Annotated in this window: 17 protein-coding genes; 8 read left to right on the top strand and 9 right to left on the bottom strand. The window is 45.0% G+C overall.

Annotation, left to right across the window (positions count from 1 at the left end):
- Positions 1-10 precede the first annotated feature (10 nt).
- Positions 11-1,003 (top strand): XdhC family protein, encoded by a 993-nt coding sequence (locus RJ41_RS01805; protein WP_039216473.1) that lies wholly within the window; start codon positions 11-13, stop codon positions 1,001-1,003.
- On the opposite strand, the gene RJ41_RS01800 is transcribed toward RJ41_RS01805, so the two are convergent.
- On the bottom strand, positions 1,000-3,630 hold the full coding sequence (locus RJ41_RS01800) for a TonB-dependent receptor (protein WP_039216472.1): 2,631 nt from the start codon (positions 3,628-3,630) through the stop codon (positions 1,000-1,002). The two genes, RJ41_RS01805 and RJ41_RS01800, sit on opposite strands and share 4 nt — an antisense overlap.
- Positions 3,631-3,968: 338 nt before the next feature.
- Here RJ41_RS01800 and RJ41_RS01795 point away from each other — a divergent pair, with 338 nt between their 5' ends.
- The 4 genes from RJ41_RS01795 (at position 3,969) to RJ41_RS01780 (ending at position 8,060) form a co-directional block, all read left to right on the top strand.
- Complete coding sequence (locus RJ41_RS01795; RefSeq protein WP_039216471.1) at positions 3,969-4,655, top strand: histidine phosphatase family protein; 687 nt, start codon at positions 3,969-3,971, stop codon at positions 4,653-4,655.
- Positions 4,656-4,666: 11 nt separating this feature from the next.
- Positions 4,667-5,902 carry an acyl-CoA dehydrogenase family protein gene (locus tag RJ41_RS01790; RefSeq protein WP_039216470.1) on the top strand — a complete coding sequence of 412 codons (1,236 nt, stop codon included), beginning with the start codon at positions 4,667-4,669 and terminating at the stop codon, positions 5,900-5,902.
- Between the two features lie 50 nt (positions 5,903-5,952).
- Positions 5,953-7,011, top strand: coding sequence for a phosphotransferase family protein (locus RJ41_RS01785; RefSeq protein ID WP_039216469.1), 1,059 nt, complete (start codon positions 5,953-5,955; stop codon positions 7,009-7,011).
- Between the two features lie 74 nt (positions 7,012-7,085).
- The gene (locus tag RJ41_RS01780; RefSeq protein WP_039216468.1) at positions 7,086-8,060 is read left to right on the top strand and encodes an NADPH:quinone oxidoreductase family protein; all 975 of its coding nucleotides are present in this window, start codon (positions 7,086-7,088) and stop codon (positions 8,058-8,060) included.
- 79 nt (positions 8,061-8,139) lie between these two features.
- On the opposite strand, the gene RJ41_RS01775 is transcribed toward RJ41_RS01780, so the two are convergent.
- The 3 genes from RJ41_RS01775 to RJ41_RS01765 all read right to left on the bottom strand — a co-directional run bounded on the left by RJ41_RS01775 (position 8,140) and on the right by RJ41_RS01765 (position 10,527).
- Positions 8,140-8,868 (bottom strand): alpha-amylase family protein, encoded by a 729-nt coding sequence (locus RJ41_RS01775; RefSeq protein ID WP_240485709.1) that lies wholly within the window; start codon positions 8,866-8,868, stop codon positions 8,140-8,142.
- 369 nt (positions 8,869-9,237) lie between these two features.
- Positions 9,238-9,879: a YchJ family protein gene (locus RJ41_RS01770; RefSeq protein WP_039216467.1), complete on the bottom strand. Its 642-nt coding sequence runs from the start codon at positions 9,877-9,879 to the stop codon at positions 9,238-9,240.
- Between the two features lie 237 nt (positions 9,880-10,116).
- A complete protein-coding gene (locus RJ41_RS01765; protein WP_039216466.1) occupies positions 10,117-10,527 on the bottom strand; it encodes a hypothetical protein in 411 nt (136 codons plus the stop codon).
- Positions 10,528-10,855: 328 nt separating this feature from the next.
- Between RJ41_RS01765 and RJ41_RS01760 the strand changes: the two genes are divergently transcribed.
- On the top strand, positions 10,856-11,254 hold the full coding sequence (locus RJ41_RS01760; RefSeq protein ID WP_039216465.1) for a YqaA family protein: 399 nt from the start codon (positions 10,856-10,858) through the stop codon (positions 11,252-11,254).
- Between the two features lie 22 nt (positions 11,255-11,276).
- Here the strand turns inward: RJ41_RS01760 and RJ41_RS01755 are convergent, their stop codons facing one another.
- From RJ41_RS01755 to RJ41_RS01735, 5 genes are all read right to left on the bottom strand, one after another.
- Positions 11,277-11,936 carry a protein-methionine-sulfoxide reductase heme-binding subunit MsrQ gene (locus RJ41_RS01755; protein ID WP_039216464.1) on the bottom strand — a complete coding sequence of 220 codons (660 nt, stop codon included), beginning with the start codon at positions 11,934-11,936 and terminating at the stop codon, positions 11,277-11,279.
- A 97-nt stretch (positions 11,937-12,033) separates the two neighbouring features.
- Positions 12,034-13,041 (bottom strand): protein-methionine-sulfoxide reductase catalytic subunit MsrP, encoded by a 1,008-nt coding sequence (gene msrP, locus RJ41_RS01750; RefSeq protein ID WP_039216463.1) that lies wholly within the window; start codon positions 13,039-13,041, stop codon positions 12,034-12,036.
- A 152-nt stretch (positions 13,042-13,193) separates the two neighbouring features.
- Positions 13,194-14,537, bottom strand: coding sequence for an anti-phage deoxyguanosine triphosphatase (locus RJ41_RS01745; protein ID WP_039216462.1), 1,344 nt, complete (start codon positions 14,535-14,537; stop codon positions 13,194-13,196).
- Between the two features lie 76 nt (positions 14,538-14,613).
- Positions 14,614-15,213 (bottom strand): 5'-deoxynucleotidase, encoded by a 600-nt coding sequence (gene yfbR / locus RJ41_RS01740; RefSeq protein ID WP_012519109.1) that lies wholly within the window; start codon positions 15,211-15,213, stop codon positions 14,614-14,616.
- A 1-nt stretch (position 15,214) separates the two neighbouring features.
- Positions 15,215-16,435: a pyridoxal phosphate-dependent aminotransferase gene (locus RJ41_RS01735; protein WP_014976750.1), complete on the bottom strand. Its 1,221-nt coding sequence runs from the start codon at positions 16,433-16,435 to the stop codon at positions 15,215-15,217.
- A 272-nt stretch (positions 16,436-16,707) separates the two neighbouring features.
- Between RJ41_RS01735 and RJ41_RS01730 the strand changes: the two genes are divergently transcribed.
- Complete coding sequence (locus tag RJ41_RS01730) at positions 16,708-17,502, top strand: DUF2189 domain-containing protein (RefSeq protein ID WP_039216461.1); 795 nt, start codon at positions 16,708-16,710, stop codon at positions 17,500-17,502.
- Positions 17,503-17,919: 417 nt separating this feature from the next.
- Complete coding sequence (locus tag RJ41_RS01725) at positions 17,920-18,264, top strand: DUF3718 domain-containing protein (RefSeq protein WP_039216460.1); 345 nt, start codon at positions 17,920-17,922, stop codon at positions 18,262-18,264.
- The last annotated feature ends 26 nt before the right edge of the window (positions 18,265-18,290 follow it).

Here is an 18,290-nt window from a genome sequence, read left to right as displayed (position 1 = left end):
AGAGGTAGTTATGAGTAATCACGTTAACCATTTGTTGGCCCAGTGGCTTCCACTTAAAAACAAGCACAAATGGGTGCTAGGTTTCATTTTTAAAACCGAAGGCTCGTGCTATCGCAAAGCCGGCGCTATGATGTTGTTTAGTGATGCAGGGCATCAGTTAGGTATATTAAGCGGCGGCTGCTTAGAAAGTGATATCGTTAAAAAAGCCCAGCGAGTAATGACGGACGGCGTTAGTCGAACTGCAGTTTACGATGATGAAGATGAAGAAGACATCGCGTTTAAACTAGGTGTTGGATGCGGCGGTGTGGTGCACTTAGCACTCGTACCAGTTAACGAGAGTAACCAGTATCTATCATTGGATGTGGTGAGCAAAAGCTTATCAAACGGGAAAGCGTGTGAGTGGCGCTGCGCTGTAGACGGCACTCTGGGTGAGTGCACGGAATTGGAAGACCATTCTGCTACACCTAGAAAAGCTGTGCTAGACAACGTTGATGGCAAGCGCATGTTGTCAGTGTTGATGCTGCCGCCTATCCACTTACTTGTTGTTGGAGGTGGTTACGACGCTACCTTTATGACCAAGCTTGCTAGTTTGCAGGGCTATTTAGTCAGCCTTTGGGATCCAAGGCCTGCACAAGCAAGACTTGAACACTTTCCCGAGGTAAATTACTTAATTGAAGACCCGTCTACTGAAGGCTTACGTCTTCACATGGGCGAACATAATATTCAAGCTGCGGTGCTTATGTCCCATCACCGAGAAATTGATGCAAAAGCGCTGCAGGTGCTAAGCAAGCAATCGATAACCTATACGGCAATGCTTGGTCCGCTGCACCGTAAGCAGGAAATTATGGATTTAGCTGGGCTTGGTGATACCAACTTTACTCAGTATTTCGCAAGCCCCGCTGGCTTCGACATTGGCGGTGAGCTACCAGAGCATATAGCGCTGTCTGTTATTGCTCAGTGCCATGCGGTATTTCATACCAAACCTACACATTTAAAGCGTTAGAAAGACTTTCTGAAAGTAACGCCAAAGCTTCTAGGCGCGCCTGGGTAGGCCATGATCTTTCCGGTTTGTACGGGTACATCAAAGCCACTTCGCGCAACGTACTCTTTATCGAAAACGTTGCGTGACCACGCAATAATTTCGCTACCCCATTGTGGGATAGTGAAACTTACGCGAACGTTAAATAATGAAAAGTCGTCAGCGTATTTGTACGGGTCGTTCGCATCATCAAGAAATACGTCGCCCGTGTATTGGTAGTCAATACTGGCGGAGGCAGGATAACTCCCAACTTCGAAATAGTGATTCAGCATAAGAGATAGTGAGTTCTGAGGCTCGAAGCCTACGCGGTCTCCGTCTCTTGAACAGAACGGGTCGTTAGGCTCCACACGGCCCGGGTCGTCAATGCCCGTGTGCCACGTGTACGCTACCCAACAGGTACCGCGTTTGAACTCATCAAAATTCGCCAATGTGCGCGACGCAACTGCATGTAATTCGGTGCTTTCTGTCATTAGCCATGTAGCTTCAAGCTCTATGCCTTTTACTATGATATCGCCCGCATTTTGCAGGTTGAACCCCGTTCCGGTAAAGGTCGTCGCCTGAAAGTCGCTAATTTGTGTATAGTGCGCCGCAGCATTTACGCGCACGCCGTATTCTTCAAAATCGTGTTTTATACCTATTTCAGCACTTCGCGATTTTTCAGCATCAAAAAGCGGGCTAAGCGAAGGTAAGATTCTGTCGGTATTCGTACCGCCAGCTTTGTAACCAGTCGCAAAACTAGCGTAGGTTAGCGTGTTGTCATTAGGGTGATAAGCCAGTTTTACCGTGCCGGTTAACTGTGAATCATCAAGCTCTTCGTTTAAGTCAGGGCGTGGCATAACCGCTGCAGATCCCAAGAAAAAATATCCCCAGCCCGCTCGTTGAAATGGTGCGATAGCGTTAAGGGACTGTGCTGTAGGAGCTTGTCCCTCCGCTAACGCAGCAGCGATGTTTTGTAACCCCACTACAGCACGACCTACATTAGGCCATTGCGCTGGGTCTTGAGTTAGTCCATCAATACCAGGCCCTTGCTCATCGTAGGCTCCGATAATCGACTTTTCTTCGCGGGTATAGCGCAAGCCCGTTGTTAAGGTGAAATCACTGTTTAACAGCCAATCCAGCTGAGAGAATAAAGCAATACTATCTTGCTCTTGATAGGCGCTGTGCGCGAAAGCAGTACCGGACGGCGCGGGTGCTGCAGCAGGCGCAATAAAGCCTGATGTAACTGCAGATAGCTCGTTGATGGCGTTAGCCAAAGGCAGCAGATCGGGCGCGGCGGCATTAAAGAACGCACTAAAATCATCTTGCGTGGTAGTATCAAAGGTTAGATCTAAGTTTTGGCTGTAATAGTAAACACCCATTAAACCGCGCACATTTTCACTGGTGTAATGTAATCTAATTTCTTGAGAAAACGACTGCTGCTTGGCGTCGTTAGTGGCAGTAAGAAGGTCGGCATCAGAAAAGTCGGTATCTACCGTATCTAAGCTGTCAAACGCGCGGTACGCGCTTATGCTCACTAAATCCCATGCTTTGTTTAAAGCCACATCTACTTGAACTGATAGTCCTTTGTCTTCCATTTTTGAAAGGGGAGTTTGCGACAGCGAGGTTTTATAGTCATAAAAGTTATCGCGCCCGTAAATAGTTGCATTAAACGGCGGTTGTAGCAGCAGCGCATCAGTGCCGAATTTACCCGCTATGTCATTAGCCTGAATGTTGTTTTGAAAAGTTAGTGCGCCGCAGCACCGTTCATCTAGCTCGCCGTAATCAGCGATAAGCCGTACGCTAATGTCAGCTGTTGGAGTGTAAAGCAGCTGTGCTTTTATCGCAGAACGGTTACGGTTATTTAGGGTTTGTCCGCTGCGCTCGTCGGTAATGAAACCGTCACTGTGAGAACTAAAGCCAGATACTCGCATGGCGAGTACATCGTCGATAAGCGAAAACGACGAGCCAGCGCTTAAACGAACCAAGTTATCATTGCCGATGATGGCTTCGGCAAAGCCGTCGCGCTCGTCGTGTGAAGGTGCGACCGTAGTTAACGTCATTGCGCCAGCGGCGGTATTCTTTCCGAATAGTGTGCCCTGTGGCCCACGTAACACTTCAATAGATTCAATATCTACTAAGTCGTTAATTAACGCGTTTTGTCGTGCACGGTACACACCATCTACGTATAAACCCACCGAAGACTCGAAGCCGAAGTTTTGTGAAGACGTGCCAATACCGCGTATTGAAAACCCTGAATTTGTTACGCTTTGATTTTGAAACGCGCCAAAGGCAGGTACGTAGTTTTGCAGGTCAAACACATCTCGGCTAACTGTTTCAACTAGGTCTTGACCCGAGAGCGCAGTAACCGCAACAGGCACATCTTGCAAGTTTTGACTGGTCTTTTGCGCCTGTACAACAATGTGTTCCAGCGTCTTTTTGTTATGCGGAGTAGATAGAGCATTCTCATCGGCGTGAGCGTGGGGAGCCAAAGCAAGTGTCGACGAAACAATAGAGGCAACAAACGGCGAACTACACAGGCAACGCGTAATGGCGTTTTGTGGTGTAGATATGCTTAAGCTATTACAAGACAAAGCGTGTGTAAGTGACTTCATTTTGGTTCTTTTTATTTTTCAAAAGCGGGGGGCTTTAAACAAAATTAATCACGACAAGGTCGCGTCCAAATGCGTACAGTCCTTTACATTTTAAATACGCCAACTTCCTTATGACGTCGTGTAGTGCTTTTTCACTATACAATCTAATGAACATATATTGCACGCATTTGGAGCTATCATGTCAAATTTTGTTCGCATCGTGCAAAAAACGAACAGGTATTTGGCAGTGAATAGTTTCACATGATGCATACTCATTCAAAATATCAATTAAACTTATATCGCTGTTTTCCTTAGTATGTTGGTTGAAAGTTAACATATTAATAACATCAGGCAGCGGTATGACAGACATCTATTTAGTGCGACATGGTCAAGCGTCTTTTGGCAAAGCGAACTATGACAAACTTAGTGAACTGGGTGGGCAACAGGCCATTTGGCTTGGTGACTATTTCAAGCATCGCAATGTTGAATTTGATGCAGTTTTCTCTGGCGACATGGTTAGGCATCACGAAACCAAAGAAGGTATTGCCTCGGGTATTGCTACTGAAGACTATACGCTACCTGAAGTTACAGTGAATAGCGCACTGAATGAATTCAATTTTCAGGCAGTGGCTACCGCCTATTTAACACGCTACCCAGAAGCAAAAGTACCTGAAGGTGCTTCGCCTTCTGAATATTACCGATTGCTAAAAAAAGCAATGCTTGCCTGGTCGCAAGACGAATTGGCGCATGAACTCCTTGATGAAACATGGGGTCAGTTCGAAGACAGAGTTCACAGTATGCTCACGCACCTTCAAAGTATAGATGCGAAGCGTGTTCTCGTTGTGAGTTCTGGCGGTGCAATTGCCATGATGCTCAAACACATTCTTGGCTACGATGCGGCCACCGTTGTGAATATGAATTTGCAGATCCGAAATGCCAGTTTTTCTCAATGCTTTGCCAATGCGCGAGGCGTTCATCTAAATAACTTCAACAGCGTACCTCACCTGGATGTGATTGACAGGTTACACGCCATTACCTACAGCTAAATGGGGCAGTTATGAACTTTGAATATAATGAAAAGACCCAAGCACTTTTAGAAAAACTAAAAGCGTTTATGAACGAAGAAGTGTATCCAATTGAAAAGGATTACATTCACGCCGTAGAAAATGACTCTGCCAATAATGGCGAAGGTCGTTGGAAAACGCCTGAAATGATGCATACATTGAAAAAGCGTGCAAAAGAAGCGGGTCTTTGGAACTTGTTTTTACCTGAAGAATATAAGCCATATGGCGCGGGCTTGACTAACGCAGAGTATGCACCACTTTGTGAAGAAATGGGCAGAGTTTTGTTTAGCTCTGAAATCTTCAACTGTAGTGCGCCAGATACCGGCAATATGGAAGTGCTGGCGAAATACGGTAACGAGAGTCAGAAAAAGCAGTGGTTAGAGCCTCTCTTAAACGGGGAAATACGCTCAGCCTTTGCTATGACAGAGCCTGCAGTGGCATCAAGTGACGCGACAAACATCGAAACTTCCATTAAGCGCGATGGTGATGAATACGTTATCAACGGCCGTAAGTGGTACACCAGCGGTGCTATGAATGAAAACTGTAAGATTATGGTTGTAATGGGCAAAACTGATTTCGATGCGCCTCGTCACCAGCAGCAGTCTCAAATCTTAGTTCCTATGGACACCAAGGGTGTAACTATTGTTCGCCCAATGGCAGCAATGGGCTATTACGACGAGCCTATTGGTCATGCTGAAGTCTTGTTTGAAGATGTACGTGTACCGGCAGAAAACTTACTGCTTGGTGAAGGGCGTGGTTTTGAAATCGCACAAGGGCGCTTAGGCCCGGGCCGTATTCACCATTGTATGCGCCTTATTGGCTGTGCACAGCGCGCGCTCGATATGGCCTGTGAACGAGTTGAAAGCCGAGTGGCGTTTGGCAAACCGTTGTCAAAACAGCAATCGGTTAGAGAAAGCATTGCGCAGATGCACTGTGATATTGAACAGGCGCGTCTGCTTACGTTGAAAGCGGCTGATAAGATGGATCGCTATGGCAACAAAGTATCGCGCGACCTTATCGCTGCTATCAAGATAGTTGCACCTACTATGGCCTGTAACGTTATCGACCAAGCCATTCAGATGCACGGCGCTGCAGGTACAAGCCAAGATTTCGTATTGTCTGCAATGTACGCTTATGCGCGTACTATCAAGCTGGCTGATGGCCCTGATCAGGTTCACATGATGCAGTTAGGTCGTAATCTTATTGCAGAAAAAGCAGTTGCTGAATAGGTCATTGTTGTAAATAAACAATACAGAAAAATTACGGGTAAGGAGTGAACGTGTCTAAAGACAATGCGAAAGCCCCACATGTCATAGATTTAGCAGTGCTGAATTCGTATTTATCTTCTGCGTGCCCGAGTATTGGGCACGTCGAAAGCGCTGATAAATTTGCAGGTGGGCAATCGAACCCGACGTTTAAGCTTACCACGGATAACGGCGTCTACGTGTTACGCCGTCAACCTCCGGGTAAGTTACTGAAGTCGGCCCATGCGGTTGACCGAGAATTTCGCGTTATCAACGCGTTGCAGGGCTCAGAAGTGCCTGTGCCCAAAGCGTACCATTTATGTGTAGATGCCAGCGTAATTGGCAGCATGTTTTACATTATGGCCTATGTTGAAGGTGACATTTTCTGGAATAGCGCACTGCCTGAAATAGCATCTTCTACTACTCGCGGTGTCATGTATGATGAAATGAACCGGGTGCTTGCAGCGCTTCACAGTGTAGACATTGAAAGCGCAGGGTTACGCGATTATGGGAAGCCTGGCAGCTACTTTGAACGTCAGCTAAGCAGGTGGACAAAACAGTATCGTGCATCTGAACTTGAGCATATTGAAGAAATTGAAAGTCTTATTCAGTATCTTGAGGCCAACCTGCCAAAAGATGATGGCCAAGTCTCGTTGGTCCATGGCGATTTTCGTTTAGACAATATGATGTTTGATATGTCTGACCCTAAAAAACCAAGCGTAGTCGCGGTGCTTGATTGGGAATTATCAACGTTGGGGCATCCGTATGCCGATTTGGCTTACCAATGTATGCAGTTGCGCCTTCCCTCTAACATTGCGCACGCAGCTGGGTTAGGTGGTTTAGACAGAGAGCAGTTAGGCATTCCAAGTGAACAAGAATATATCAATGCGTATTGCGAGCGAAGAGGTATTGATGGCATTAGCAATTGGACGTTTTACCTCGCATTTAGTTTTTTCCGTTTAGCCGCTATTTTACAAGGCGTGGTAAAACGCGCACACGATGGCAATGCGTCAAGCGAGAAGGCTATGCAATTAGGCGCAATGGTGCGACCTCTGGCGCAAATTGCGAACCAAACTATTCACCAAAGCGAATAAACGCCATATAACGTATTTAATGACATGTCATGCTATCAATAGCGTGCACGTCGAACAAAGCAACTGGAGACAGTATGAAAGCAATTGTATGCGAATCTTTTGGACCACTTGACGAACTTCAATTTAAAGACGTTGCAGACCCAGAAGTAAAAAAAGGGCATGTAGTCGTAAATGTTGAAGCCGCAGGGGTGAACTTTCCAGACGGACTATTGGTGCAAGGTCTGTATCAAATGCAGCCAGACTTCCCGTTTATTCCTGGTAATGAGGTGGCAGGCACCATTGCTGAAGTAGGTGAGGGGGTAACCCACTTGAAAGAAGGGCAACGAGTTATCGCGCTGTCGAACTTAGGTGGTTACGCAGAAAAAGCACTGATCCCAGCCACGCATGTTATGCCGTTACCTGATCCCATCCATGTTAATGAGGGGGCTGCGCTTGTAACTGCGCATGCGACAGCACATCACGCATTAAAGCAGCGCGCAAAGCTGCAGCCAGGCGAAACACTGGTTGTAACCGGCGCAGCGGGTGGTACTGGCTTAGCAGCAGTGCAAATAGGCAAGATTATGGGCGCTAAAGTTATTGCAGTTTGCTCAACAGAGGAAAAGCTGGCGCTAGCTAAAGAGTATGGCGCTGATGTTTTAATTAACTACAAAGAAAAAGATCTTAAAGAAACGCTGAAAGAAGTCACAGGCGGCAAAGGTGTCGATGTAGTTTATGAATGCGTTGGCGGTGACACATTCCACGCTTGCAGCCGCAGTATGGCATGGGAAGGGCGTTTACTTGTGGTCGGCTTTGCAGGCGGTGAGATCCCGAAATTCCCGGTTAATTTAGCGCTGGTAAAAGGCTATTCAGTCATGGGCGTATTTTGGGGCTCGTTTACTCAGCACGATCCAAAAGGCTTCGCGGAAAACATGCAAGAGCTTTTAACTTGGTATGTGCAAGGTAAGGTTAAAGTGGTCGTAGATGAAGCATTACCCTTAGAACAAGCAACGAAAGCCATGGCCAAGGTCATGAACCGGGAAGTGAAAGGTAAGATGGTGCTTGTGCCCTGATCCTACAAGCCTGACACGTGGGTAACTTAACAATAAAGCCTGAACAATCGATGTTCAGGCTTTTCTTATTAACAGTGGGTTATTCCATAAGCCACATTCGGGCGCTTCTTCCTGGTACATAGAACTTGTGCCACTGAGTTGTACTATATTGCACATCATTACTTAAGGTATCGCGGTAATTTCTATACCACCACAAATTGTCCGTAGATGTATCTACCCAAATATATTGGCCGTCTGCGCATTTATTAATACCCACAACGCCTTGATGGTCACGCTTGAAGAAAATAACGCAGTCATTATGACTTACCACTTGCATGCCACTGTCCTGAACTCCGTTATGGAATTTAACCATACCCTTGATGTCATCACGCTTGTACAAATCTACCCAACGATTATCACCACTTTCATTGTTATCTGAGTACAATAGTGGAACACCACCGTCACGCCCTAGTAGATAGGCATTTGCCAAATGTTCGTCGGTAGGGTCAAGTAACTGGTAGCGGAAGCCGTCGTTTAGCGGGATGTCGTGGGTAATACTAAATGTGATGGCCTTGTCGCCTAATAAAGCCTGACCATACGCACCTGGGTCAACTAAGGCATTCATCGAACCACCGAAGCTAAATGCACTGCGTATTTGCGCGAAAAGCGGGAAATCGTAGGCCGAGTGACCTGTTGCTGATAAATAAGGTGCAAGGAAGTTATCATACTCACTAGAGCCTGCACCGCCTGTGGTAATTATTTCTCCGAAAACATGCGCGCCGTTTTTTATATTGCTGTCGAACACCGCGTTGATATGATAGTTGGTCATATAACCATCGCTTGAATGTCAGCAGTGTCACCAAGTGGATTATCAATAACTCGATAGTCTTGTGGTTGATATCGTGCCCACCACTGATCACCTGTCGATTTATAAGCAGGCGAAACAAGTACTTTGGTGTAACCAAGGTCCGCAATTTCCTGGGCTTTTGCGGCTACGTCGTCGTAGGTCTAGTTAAATGCGTGTAGTATAACGTCGGCATAGCTTTGATAACTTAATGTACTCAGTGCTGCGCCTATTAAAACGCCTGCCGCATGTTTCTTCATCTTCATAGTGTGTCCTATTTTATGTGGGAGCGAGAGAAAAGATGAACAATCAAGATGCGCAGGGAAGGGAGTAAGGTTAGCTATTGCCACTGGGTTAGCGGCTCTTAGTTGCGCAGCACTGTTTGAATTTTTTGTTGCTACCGCAAACACAAGGTAGGTTTCTCCCGTATTTAATTTTGCCGCAGTCGTCGTGTAATACGCCGTCGTGATAACGCCACTTACCGTCTTCAACACTAAAATTAGACGTTTCGTGAAGCTGATACATGCTTTTATTTTCAAAATAGTAAGCAGTGAATTCAACAATGGCATTATTGGGTTTGGTGATGGGTTTGGAGATGGACTTTAAATTAGTCTTAGAGATTGCCTCGGCGTTGGTTTGCGCTTCGACTTTAGCGTCAGCATGTACAGAACTGTCTATCGAACTCTCTTCAGTACTACTGACCGAGTTACCTACCAAGCTATCTACGGAGTTATCTACGGAGCTAGCCGCTAGAGTGGGGTGTACTTTAAGCGCGAACCATGTCGCACCTTGTGCGCTTTGCGCCAAATCTTCTACAGAAAGACCCTGCTGCTTTTCTTTGGTGTAGGTTTCAAGAATATATTGATAATGCGCTTTAGCGTAGGCTGAAAAACGGGAGCGCATAAGTTGCTCTGCAGAACTAGGGTGTTTATCACCCTTAATAAAAGGCTCGCAGCATTCGTCGAAGGATTTTGATGAGCAACAGTAACAGCGCATAAGACAACTCGCAGTTTAAGAGTAAAACAAAGCGCTACAGTATAAGTATAAGTTGCGTGAGCCCCAACTTTTTTAAACGTAAATGTTGCCGATATTCAAAGGTTCCTTGGCGGTCCATGCCAAAGGGTACATGTCAGAGATTCCACGCCAAAGAGTTGTATGAAAATAAATATTTAGGTTTTGTTTACGCACCGCTACTCAGGCAAACGTAAAATGTAAGCATAAACAGGCTTTGTATTACCAAGGGCCTAATGCTACGTTTTGTTCGTCATTAATGCTGTTAACACGCACATTCACCAGGCTGACAGAGTAAAGCTCACACAGCTTTCTAATCATTTCACTGTCTGTTGGTTGAAGGTCTAAATCGATGTTTTCCACATACAGTGTTTTACACTGGCCACCTGTAATCAGCTTACTGATCCATTCAGGCATTTTTTCTTTTTCAGGTTTCTGAATACGGATAGCGTGATCTACAGATTTAGAAAACGACACCGTATTTGAAAGCAGATAATTCCAACCTTTGTCGTTATTTCCTTTTCCATTACCTTGTTTTTCGCCAGGAAACCCTTCTATCGGCAAAGGTAGTTGAACAACATTTGAAACCGAAGCGCGCAAAGCATTAAATCGTGAAACTGAAGATGTGTTCATAGTAAAACCCTTTATGCATTTGCCCTTAAGTTCATAAATCGAACTTCAGGAATATTGTTATTAATTGATACTGGTTGCTTATACAGTGTGTATGTGTATACAGTATTCATAAAAGAGGGATTTGGCAAGTATTTAGTTGTACTTTTTTCACACAAATTGGTGCTTTGTCAGTAACTATATAAAAGATAATGGTTTTTTTGTGCTTTCGAATTCTGAAGGAAGTATTCATACTCCGATTAAGGTAAGATGCGCGCGAATTTTACATAGAAAACTACTGTATAAAGCTGGAGGAGCGTTGAGCGCATTAATACATTTAGGCTACTTGGGGATGTTCTTATCGGCATTTTTGGCTGCCACTATATTGCCTTTTAGTTCTGAAATTGTGCTTAGTGCTTTATACAGTAGTGGGTTGAGCTGGGTGTTGTTGCTTGTTGTTGCTTCGTTAGGAAATGTACTCGGCTCGGTGGTTAATTATGCATTGGGCTTCAAGTTCGGAAAAGAAATTGCGACCGATAAGTTAAAAGTGAGCGAAGCAGCGTTTAACCGTGCAAGCTACACCTTTACAAAGTGGGGGAAGTGGAGCTTGTTTTTATGCTGGGTACCTATTATTGGCGACCCTATTACTTTAGTAGCAGGTGTACTTAGAAGCCCATTTTGGATTTTTATTCTTGCGGTAACGCTTAGCAAAACAGCGCGTTATGCTGCGCTGCTTTACGTGCTCGTTTAAAAGGTTTTCGACTTTAGTTTTTTCACGCCACTGCGTTTTTGTCTCTCGACTTCTTTTGACTTTTCTTCTGATACGTCACATACCACTGCTTCATTCTTGGGCTCATTAATATCAGTCCAATCATCCAATACCAAACGGGCTCTTGCCAAAACGTCTTCTGCGACCAGCTGAAATGAAGTAGTGCAAGGGGCAGGATCAGGTAAATGCTGTTATGAAGCTTCTGCCACTTTTTTCCCATGTTGCGCTGGATACGCTTGAACGACGTAGCGGTGAGAGCAAAAAGAAGAAGTAACGCTGCCATGCCAACAATGATGTATGGCCTGCTTACTATCTCGCTAGCCACTAGTGCCATATCAAGCTGGATTTCAAACACAATGTATGTGAGCAGGTGTGCAAAGGCGTACACAAAGGTGTATACGCCAATCATACGTCTGAATTGCATCGGTTCTGGGCTTGGTAGCCATTTTGCAAGTGGGCTAAGAGTAAGCGTTAGTAAAAGAAAGTGAATTGCCCAAGTTCCAGTCTCATTGATGAGCGTGTTTACAGGGTCTGGACCAAGCTGATCGGTTACCCCTGCAAAAAACAACCAGGCGATATAGCCCAATGCGAAAAGGTGAATAAGACCTTTTAGGCTGCGGCGCTGCCATACAGCGAGTCGAAATGGTTTTTTTCTTAACGGCATTAAATGAACAACTTAATAATAATATTTAAAAACTCTAGTTAAGTGATATTGATAAGAAGGGCTAGCTATTCACTCGTAGCCCAATAAAAAGTACAAGCTAGTAATAACGGGATAAGTCCATATCTTTGTATAGCGGCGCGACTTCGCTGTAGCCATTGAACATTTGGGTATCGATGCGATTTCTGGCGAGTAGCCCACCTGTGGTTATTCTACGCTCGCTGGCTTGGCTCCACCTTGGGTGCGACACGTTTGGATTCACATTGGCGTAAAAGCCATACTCGTTGGCGGCCAGTCGATTCCATGTAGTAGGCGGCTTCTTGTCGGTAAGGCGAATTCTCACAATAGACTTAATGCTCTTAAAACCATACTTCCACGGTACAACAAGCCTGATAGGCGCGCCGTTTTGAGGTGGCAAGGTCTTCCCGTAAAGACCAACCGACATGAGCGTTAACGGGTGCATGGCTTCGTCAAGACGCAAACCCTCTACGTAAGGGTAATCAATACCACCACCGGTAAAGCGGCTTCGTTGACCGGGCATTTGCTCAGGGTCGTATAGGGTTTCAAACGCCACATACTTGGCTGACATTAATGGCTCGGCTTGTTTTAACAACGCCCCCAACTCAAACCCAATCCAAGGAACCACCATCGACCATGCCTCCACACAGCGCAAGCGGTAAATGCGTTCTTCAAGGGGAAAACGCTTTGTTAAGGCATCGTGATCAAGCTCAATGGGGTTTTTAACCATCCCGTCAACTTTTAACGTCCATGGATTAGTTTGAAATTCAGTCGCATTTTTGGCTGGTGCATCTTTAGATGTGCCAAACTCATAGAAGTTGTTGTAGCTGGTCACTTTATCTTCAGGCGTTCGGGTTTCCGTTATTTGAAACTTAGGGGGCTGACTAAACTCCAGCGCCTTTCCCTTAAACGCTGCCTTCTCTTCTTCATCTTCCCAAAACCAACCGGCAGCGCCTGCCGACTTCGCCAACAGCGTAGACGCTCCCACAAAGCCCATAGATTTGAGCAATGTACGGCGACTCTTGTAAACGTCTTCATTAGTTACGTCGTTATCGGTTAATTTTACTGAGGGTTTAAATGGTTTTGGCATTACGTCACCTAAATTATGATAAGACTATGAGAAATGGTCGTCACTTCGCCCAGTACATTTAGCTACGTTAATGTAACGAGTAAGTTCAACATAATAAAAAAGACCGAGAGTACGGTCTTTTCATTTCAATTAATTTGGAAAAACAAAACAATCTACATATGCAAACTATCTTGAATACCGCCTTGTTTAGGTGAAAAGATATTGCTGTATAGGCGAGATGCGAATTCATCGGTCATACCCGATATATAGTCGGCGAGAACGCGCATACCATTGCCGCTCTCACAGGCCTTGCGCCAGCGAACTTGCGTGTTCTCGGGAAGTAAGCGGTCGGGATCTGATGCAAATGCCTCAAAAAGCTCCATAACCACCAGCTGCCCTTTGTATTCAAGAAGCTGCACGTCGGGGCGGCGTATTACTTTGTTAAACACAAAGCGTTTGAAAAGCTCCAAGGCTTGTGCAAAACGTTCAGGCATCACAGCGTTAAACGCCAGTAACGGGTGAGCGAAACCCTCAACGCCTTTTATTTCAATAGCTGTAATAAAGCTATTTACCAGCGCGCCTATGGCATTTTTTCTTTCGTGATGTGCAGCGCTAAATAGCTTATTGGTTAGCACTTCTATTTTGTCTGACAGCCACGGTACATCTAGCGCTTTTAGCGGGGTGGTTACATCCTCGACAAAGTGATGCTTATCGACCATATCCATTACAATGGCATCTTCTAAGTCGTGAATGCCATAGGCGATATCGTCAGACAGCTCCATAATTGAGCAGTCGAAGGATTTAAATTGCGTTTTGCTGTGGCTATTTAGCTTTGCATTAAACTGCATAAATGCATCTTTATCTTCATTGCTAAATGGCGCAAGTAGCCAGTCGAACAGGGGCTCATCGCAGCGAAACAGACCTTTTGGCGGATGCCAGTCGTGGGCCTTTACCTGACGAAGTGAAACAGGTCGCTCTGGCGTAGGTCCTTTACTATGAAGGGCATCGATAAAATTCGGATATTTAACCAAGCCTAACACGCTTCTTCTGCATAAATTCATGCCGTGTTCGGCGGTATAGGGCTCTAGCTGAGTGATGATCCTAAAAGTTTGTCCGTTTCCTTCAAACCCGCCGTATTGGTGCATCATGTAATTAAGCGCAATTTCACCACCATGGCCAAATGGGGGATGACCAATATCGTGAGCCAAGCAGAGGGTTTCGATTAACGTAGGATCAAGCGCTAACGTCGTGGCAATATCTGGAAATTTCACCCAAAGTTGGGCAGTAATACCGGTGCCAATTTGGGCGGCTTCTAGAGAGTGGGTTAGTCGAGTGCGATAGAAGTCGCTCAGCCCCACACCGAGCACTTGGGTTTTTGCCTGCAATCTGCGAAAGGCAGCGCTATGAAGAACGCGCGCTTTATCACGTTGATACGGATTGCGGTGATCGCCGTCTCTTGTTTCACTACGGGGTAAACGACGCTCGTGTAATGCTAATTCCCAATCGCTTGTTGCCAAAAAAACCTCGCTGCCTCGCTGTGTATGCTACTTCTTTTCGTCAGTATAGTTATTTATGGACTGTTAATCGCCTTGCTCACATATCGTCTTGCGTAATTTCATCAAGACTTAAAGAAAAGCTTGGTACGTAACGCGTTAAGAAGTAGTCCACCTCTTCAGAATGATATTCTTTAAGGGTTTTATCTAATCTTTTCTTAGCCAGCTTGAACTCTTGGTTACCAGCAGCTAATTCTTCAAGCGTTTTTAGATAAGCGCAAAGTACGTCTGCTGCTTTGACAATAAAAGCTTCTTCTTCACTATGGTAGTGATGATCAATAAGCGCAGCGTAGTCTTCTCGAAATGCTTCTGGTGCCATTTCAATTAGCTTGTTCTCTGCAATTTTTTCGATCTTTTTATATTCTTCTTTAATCGCAGGGTTAAAGTATTTCACTGGGGTAGGGAGGTCTCCGGTGAGTACCTCCGACACGTCGTGAAATATTGCCATGGTAGCAATACGATCAGGGTTCAGTGTGCCGCCAAAAAACTTATTTTTTATTAAAGCAAGCGCATGGGCAACCATGGCCACCTGCAAACTGTGCTCCTGCACATTTTCTGTGCGCACGTTGTGCATTAGCGGCCAGCGATTAATAAGCTTTAAGCGCGCCAGGTGCGCAAAAAAGTGACTTTTATCAGACACATTACGCCCCTTGCTTATACGTTCTAAAGAAGTTGCCAATACGATGCAGCGCAGGCACCAATACATCGCTGTGCGGTAAAAATACTAATCGGAAGTACGTGCCTTCAGTAAGGTTAAACGCGCGACCATGTACCAGCAGAATTTTTTCAGAGCTTAATAAGTCCAGCACCATTTGTTCGTCGTTTTGAATGTTGAATTTCTTCTCATCCACTTTAGCGAAACAATACATGGCACCTTTAGGTTTAACGCAAGAAATACCGTCAATGCCGTTTAGCATATCTGTAGTCACGTCACGCTGAATGCGTAAACGCCCGTTTTCCTTTACCAAATCGTCAATACTCTGATAGCCGCCTAATGCCGTTTGGATAGCGCTTTGACAAGGTACGTTAGCGCACATCCGCATGGAAGACAGAATATTAAGCCCTTCAATATAGTCCGATGCCAGGCGTTTATTTCCGCTGACAACTAGCCAACCTGAACGAAAGCCCGCCACGCGGTAGTTTTTGCTCAAGCCGCCAAAGGTAACAAAAAACACATCGTCAGCCAGTGAAGCAATACTGGTGTGCTTTGCTTCATCGTAAAGAATTTTGTCGTAAATCTCGTCGCTAAATACAACAAGTCCGTGTTCGCGGGCGACTTCAACCACATCTTGTAAAAGGGCTTTGTCGTAAACTGCGCCGGTTGGGTTGTTAGGGTTGATCAGTACGATCGCGCGGGTTTTACTGGTGATTTTACTTTTTATGTCGTCAATATCTGGGAACCAGCCTGCTTGCTCGTCGCAGCGATAATGAACGGGTGAACCTGACGAGAGGCTAACTGCTGCTGTCCAAAGCGGGTAGTCAGGGCTTGGAATAAGCACTTCATCGCCATGATTAAGTAGCGCCTGCATTGCCATCATAATTAACTCAGATACGCCGTTACCAATATAAACGTCATCTACACGGATGTCTTTAATGTTGCGCTGCTGGTAGTACTGCATCACGGCCACGCGGGCAGCATAAATTCCTGTCGAGTCTGAATATCCTTGAGACGTAGGCAGGTTATGAATAACGTCTTTTACGATATCGTCAGGGGCTTCAAATCCAAATGGGGCAGGGTTACCGATATTCAGCTTTAATATGCGGTGTCCTTCGTCTTCCATTTTGCGTGCTTGCGCAGCGATTGGGCCTCTAATGTCGTAACAAACGTTATCTAATTTATGTGAGCGAGATACAGTTTTCATGGTCTATCTGGTTGATTTACATACCCTGAGATTATCGCAATACAGAGCCATATGCGATGGCCTTTTTGCAGTATTTCTGCATTAAGCACTACTTTTTTCACCAAGTGGTTATTTATTAACCACATAACGAGATGAATGATCCGCTTGTCACTTAAGTATAAAATTTATGTTAATAGCTTGTGAACTTTTCATTCAGCGCCTATCGTAGTAGTAAGGCGTGTATAAAAAACGCGTTAGTAACAAACAGGCTAACAAGCAGAGGTGATAAGAATATGTCGCACCATTTCAAAGAAACACCAGAGAATGCAATCACGCAAAGCGGTATAGCACGCGTTATTCCCTGTAAAGAATTAGACGTTGGCGACCCTATAAAATGGTTGTCATTGGCATTACGAGACGCTATGCGCGCACCAGGTCTCACATTGTTTTATGGCGTTCTTTTCGCGGTTATTCCGTGGTTCATTATGTACTTGGTTGAAATGACAGGTTGGCACTTAGTTATTTTACCCGCCATTGTTTGCTTTATGTTGGTAGGTCCATTTCTGGCTGCTGGTCTTTATGATGTGAGCTGGGAAATGGAAAAAGGCCACAAGCCCACGCTACGCCACTCTTTACGCGCAATGCGCCGAAATGCATTTAACGAGTGGGGCTTTGCCATACTGCTTATGGTGATGATGATATTTTGGTTACGTGTCGCATCGCTAATCCACGCGCTTTATCCGCCTTATATAGAAAACGACTTAGAAAGCTTGTTACCGTTTTTAGCGCTAGGCACAATTGTTGGTGCGGGTTTTACATTGGCTATGCTTTTCATTACGGCGTTTACCCAACCTATTTTGATGGAACGTAAAGTTGACCTTGCTACCGCCGTATTAACCAGCGTTAACGCTGTTTGGTTAAACAAAGTCCCTATGCTTATTTGGGGGGCTATCATCTTCACCACTGTTGCGATTGGCTTTGTTACCGGCTTTGTCGGATTTATTGTATTGATGCCCATTGTCGGCTACGCGTCATGGCATGCTTATATTGATGCCATTGAAACTAAGCGCGAACGCAAATATGAGTAATTGCGTTCGCTTTCTGTAATTTAATTACGGAAAGGGCGAGTGTTTCTGCTTATTAAATACGCTTTATCATTATATATTTTGTTAAAATTACAGTTTTGAGGCCCCGAAAGGGGCCTTTTTATACTTAAGTCTTATATTTCTTTCTTCCTACAAGTTCCATCGCTAGATATATTAGTAATATGTAATCTAAATTAATCTCGATAAAACAGTGATTTAGCCTCGTAACAATGGTGTAACAAACTGATTTACCACACATTTACCCCCATTACACAATCATTCAACAGAAAAGTTTTAATTCTTGATGCATAAATAAAGGGCGTTGAGCGAATTGTTGATTGTTCAGCTTTGTTCAACCAAAAACTAAGAGTTTGCCACAAACTTGATTAAAGCCTTTATCTACACATTGAGGAATTAAACATGAAACCAGTTAAATCGAAATTAGCCAACGCGGTAAAAGTTCTAGTTGTAACTGCAACCGTAGCATTTAGCGTAAACGCAACTGCCGCAGCACCACAAAAAGACATACGCTTTGTAGGCGAAACCCAATTTGCAGGGTTTTGTAAAGCTGTGATAAATGATGACGTTAGAGTACTTCGCTCTAGTCTTTCACGTAACGTAGGACGCATTGGTGCTAGTCAGCGTGAAGTGTTGCGTATGGTAACGTCTGAAGAAGGGTTGACGTGCAATGGCAGTAGCCTAATTGAGTTTTCAGTAGAGCGTCACGCTGATGCGGTACACGAATACTTAACGTCGCGTAGCTAAGGCGTTGACTGCGGTAACGATAAATC

Source organism: Alteromonas marina (assembly GCF_000808575.1).
Taxonomy (GTDB): Bacteria; Pseudomonadota; Gammaproteobacteria; order Enterobacterales; family Alteromonadaceae; genus Alteromonas; species Alteromonas marina_A.
Note: the sequence above shows the minus strand (reverse complement) of the source record. Positions and strands in the feature narration are given on the sequence as shown.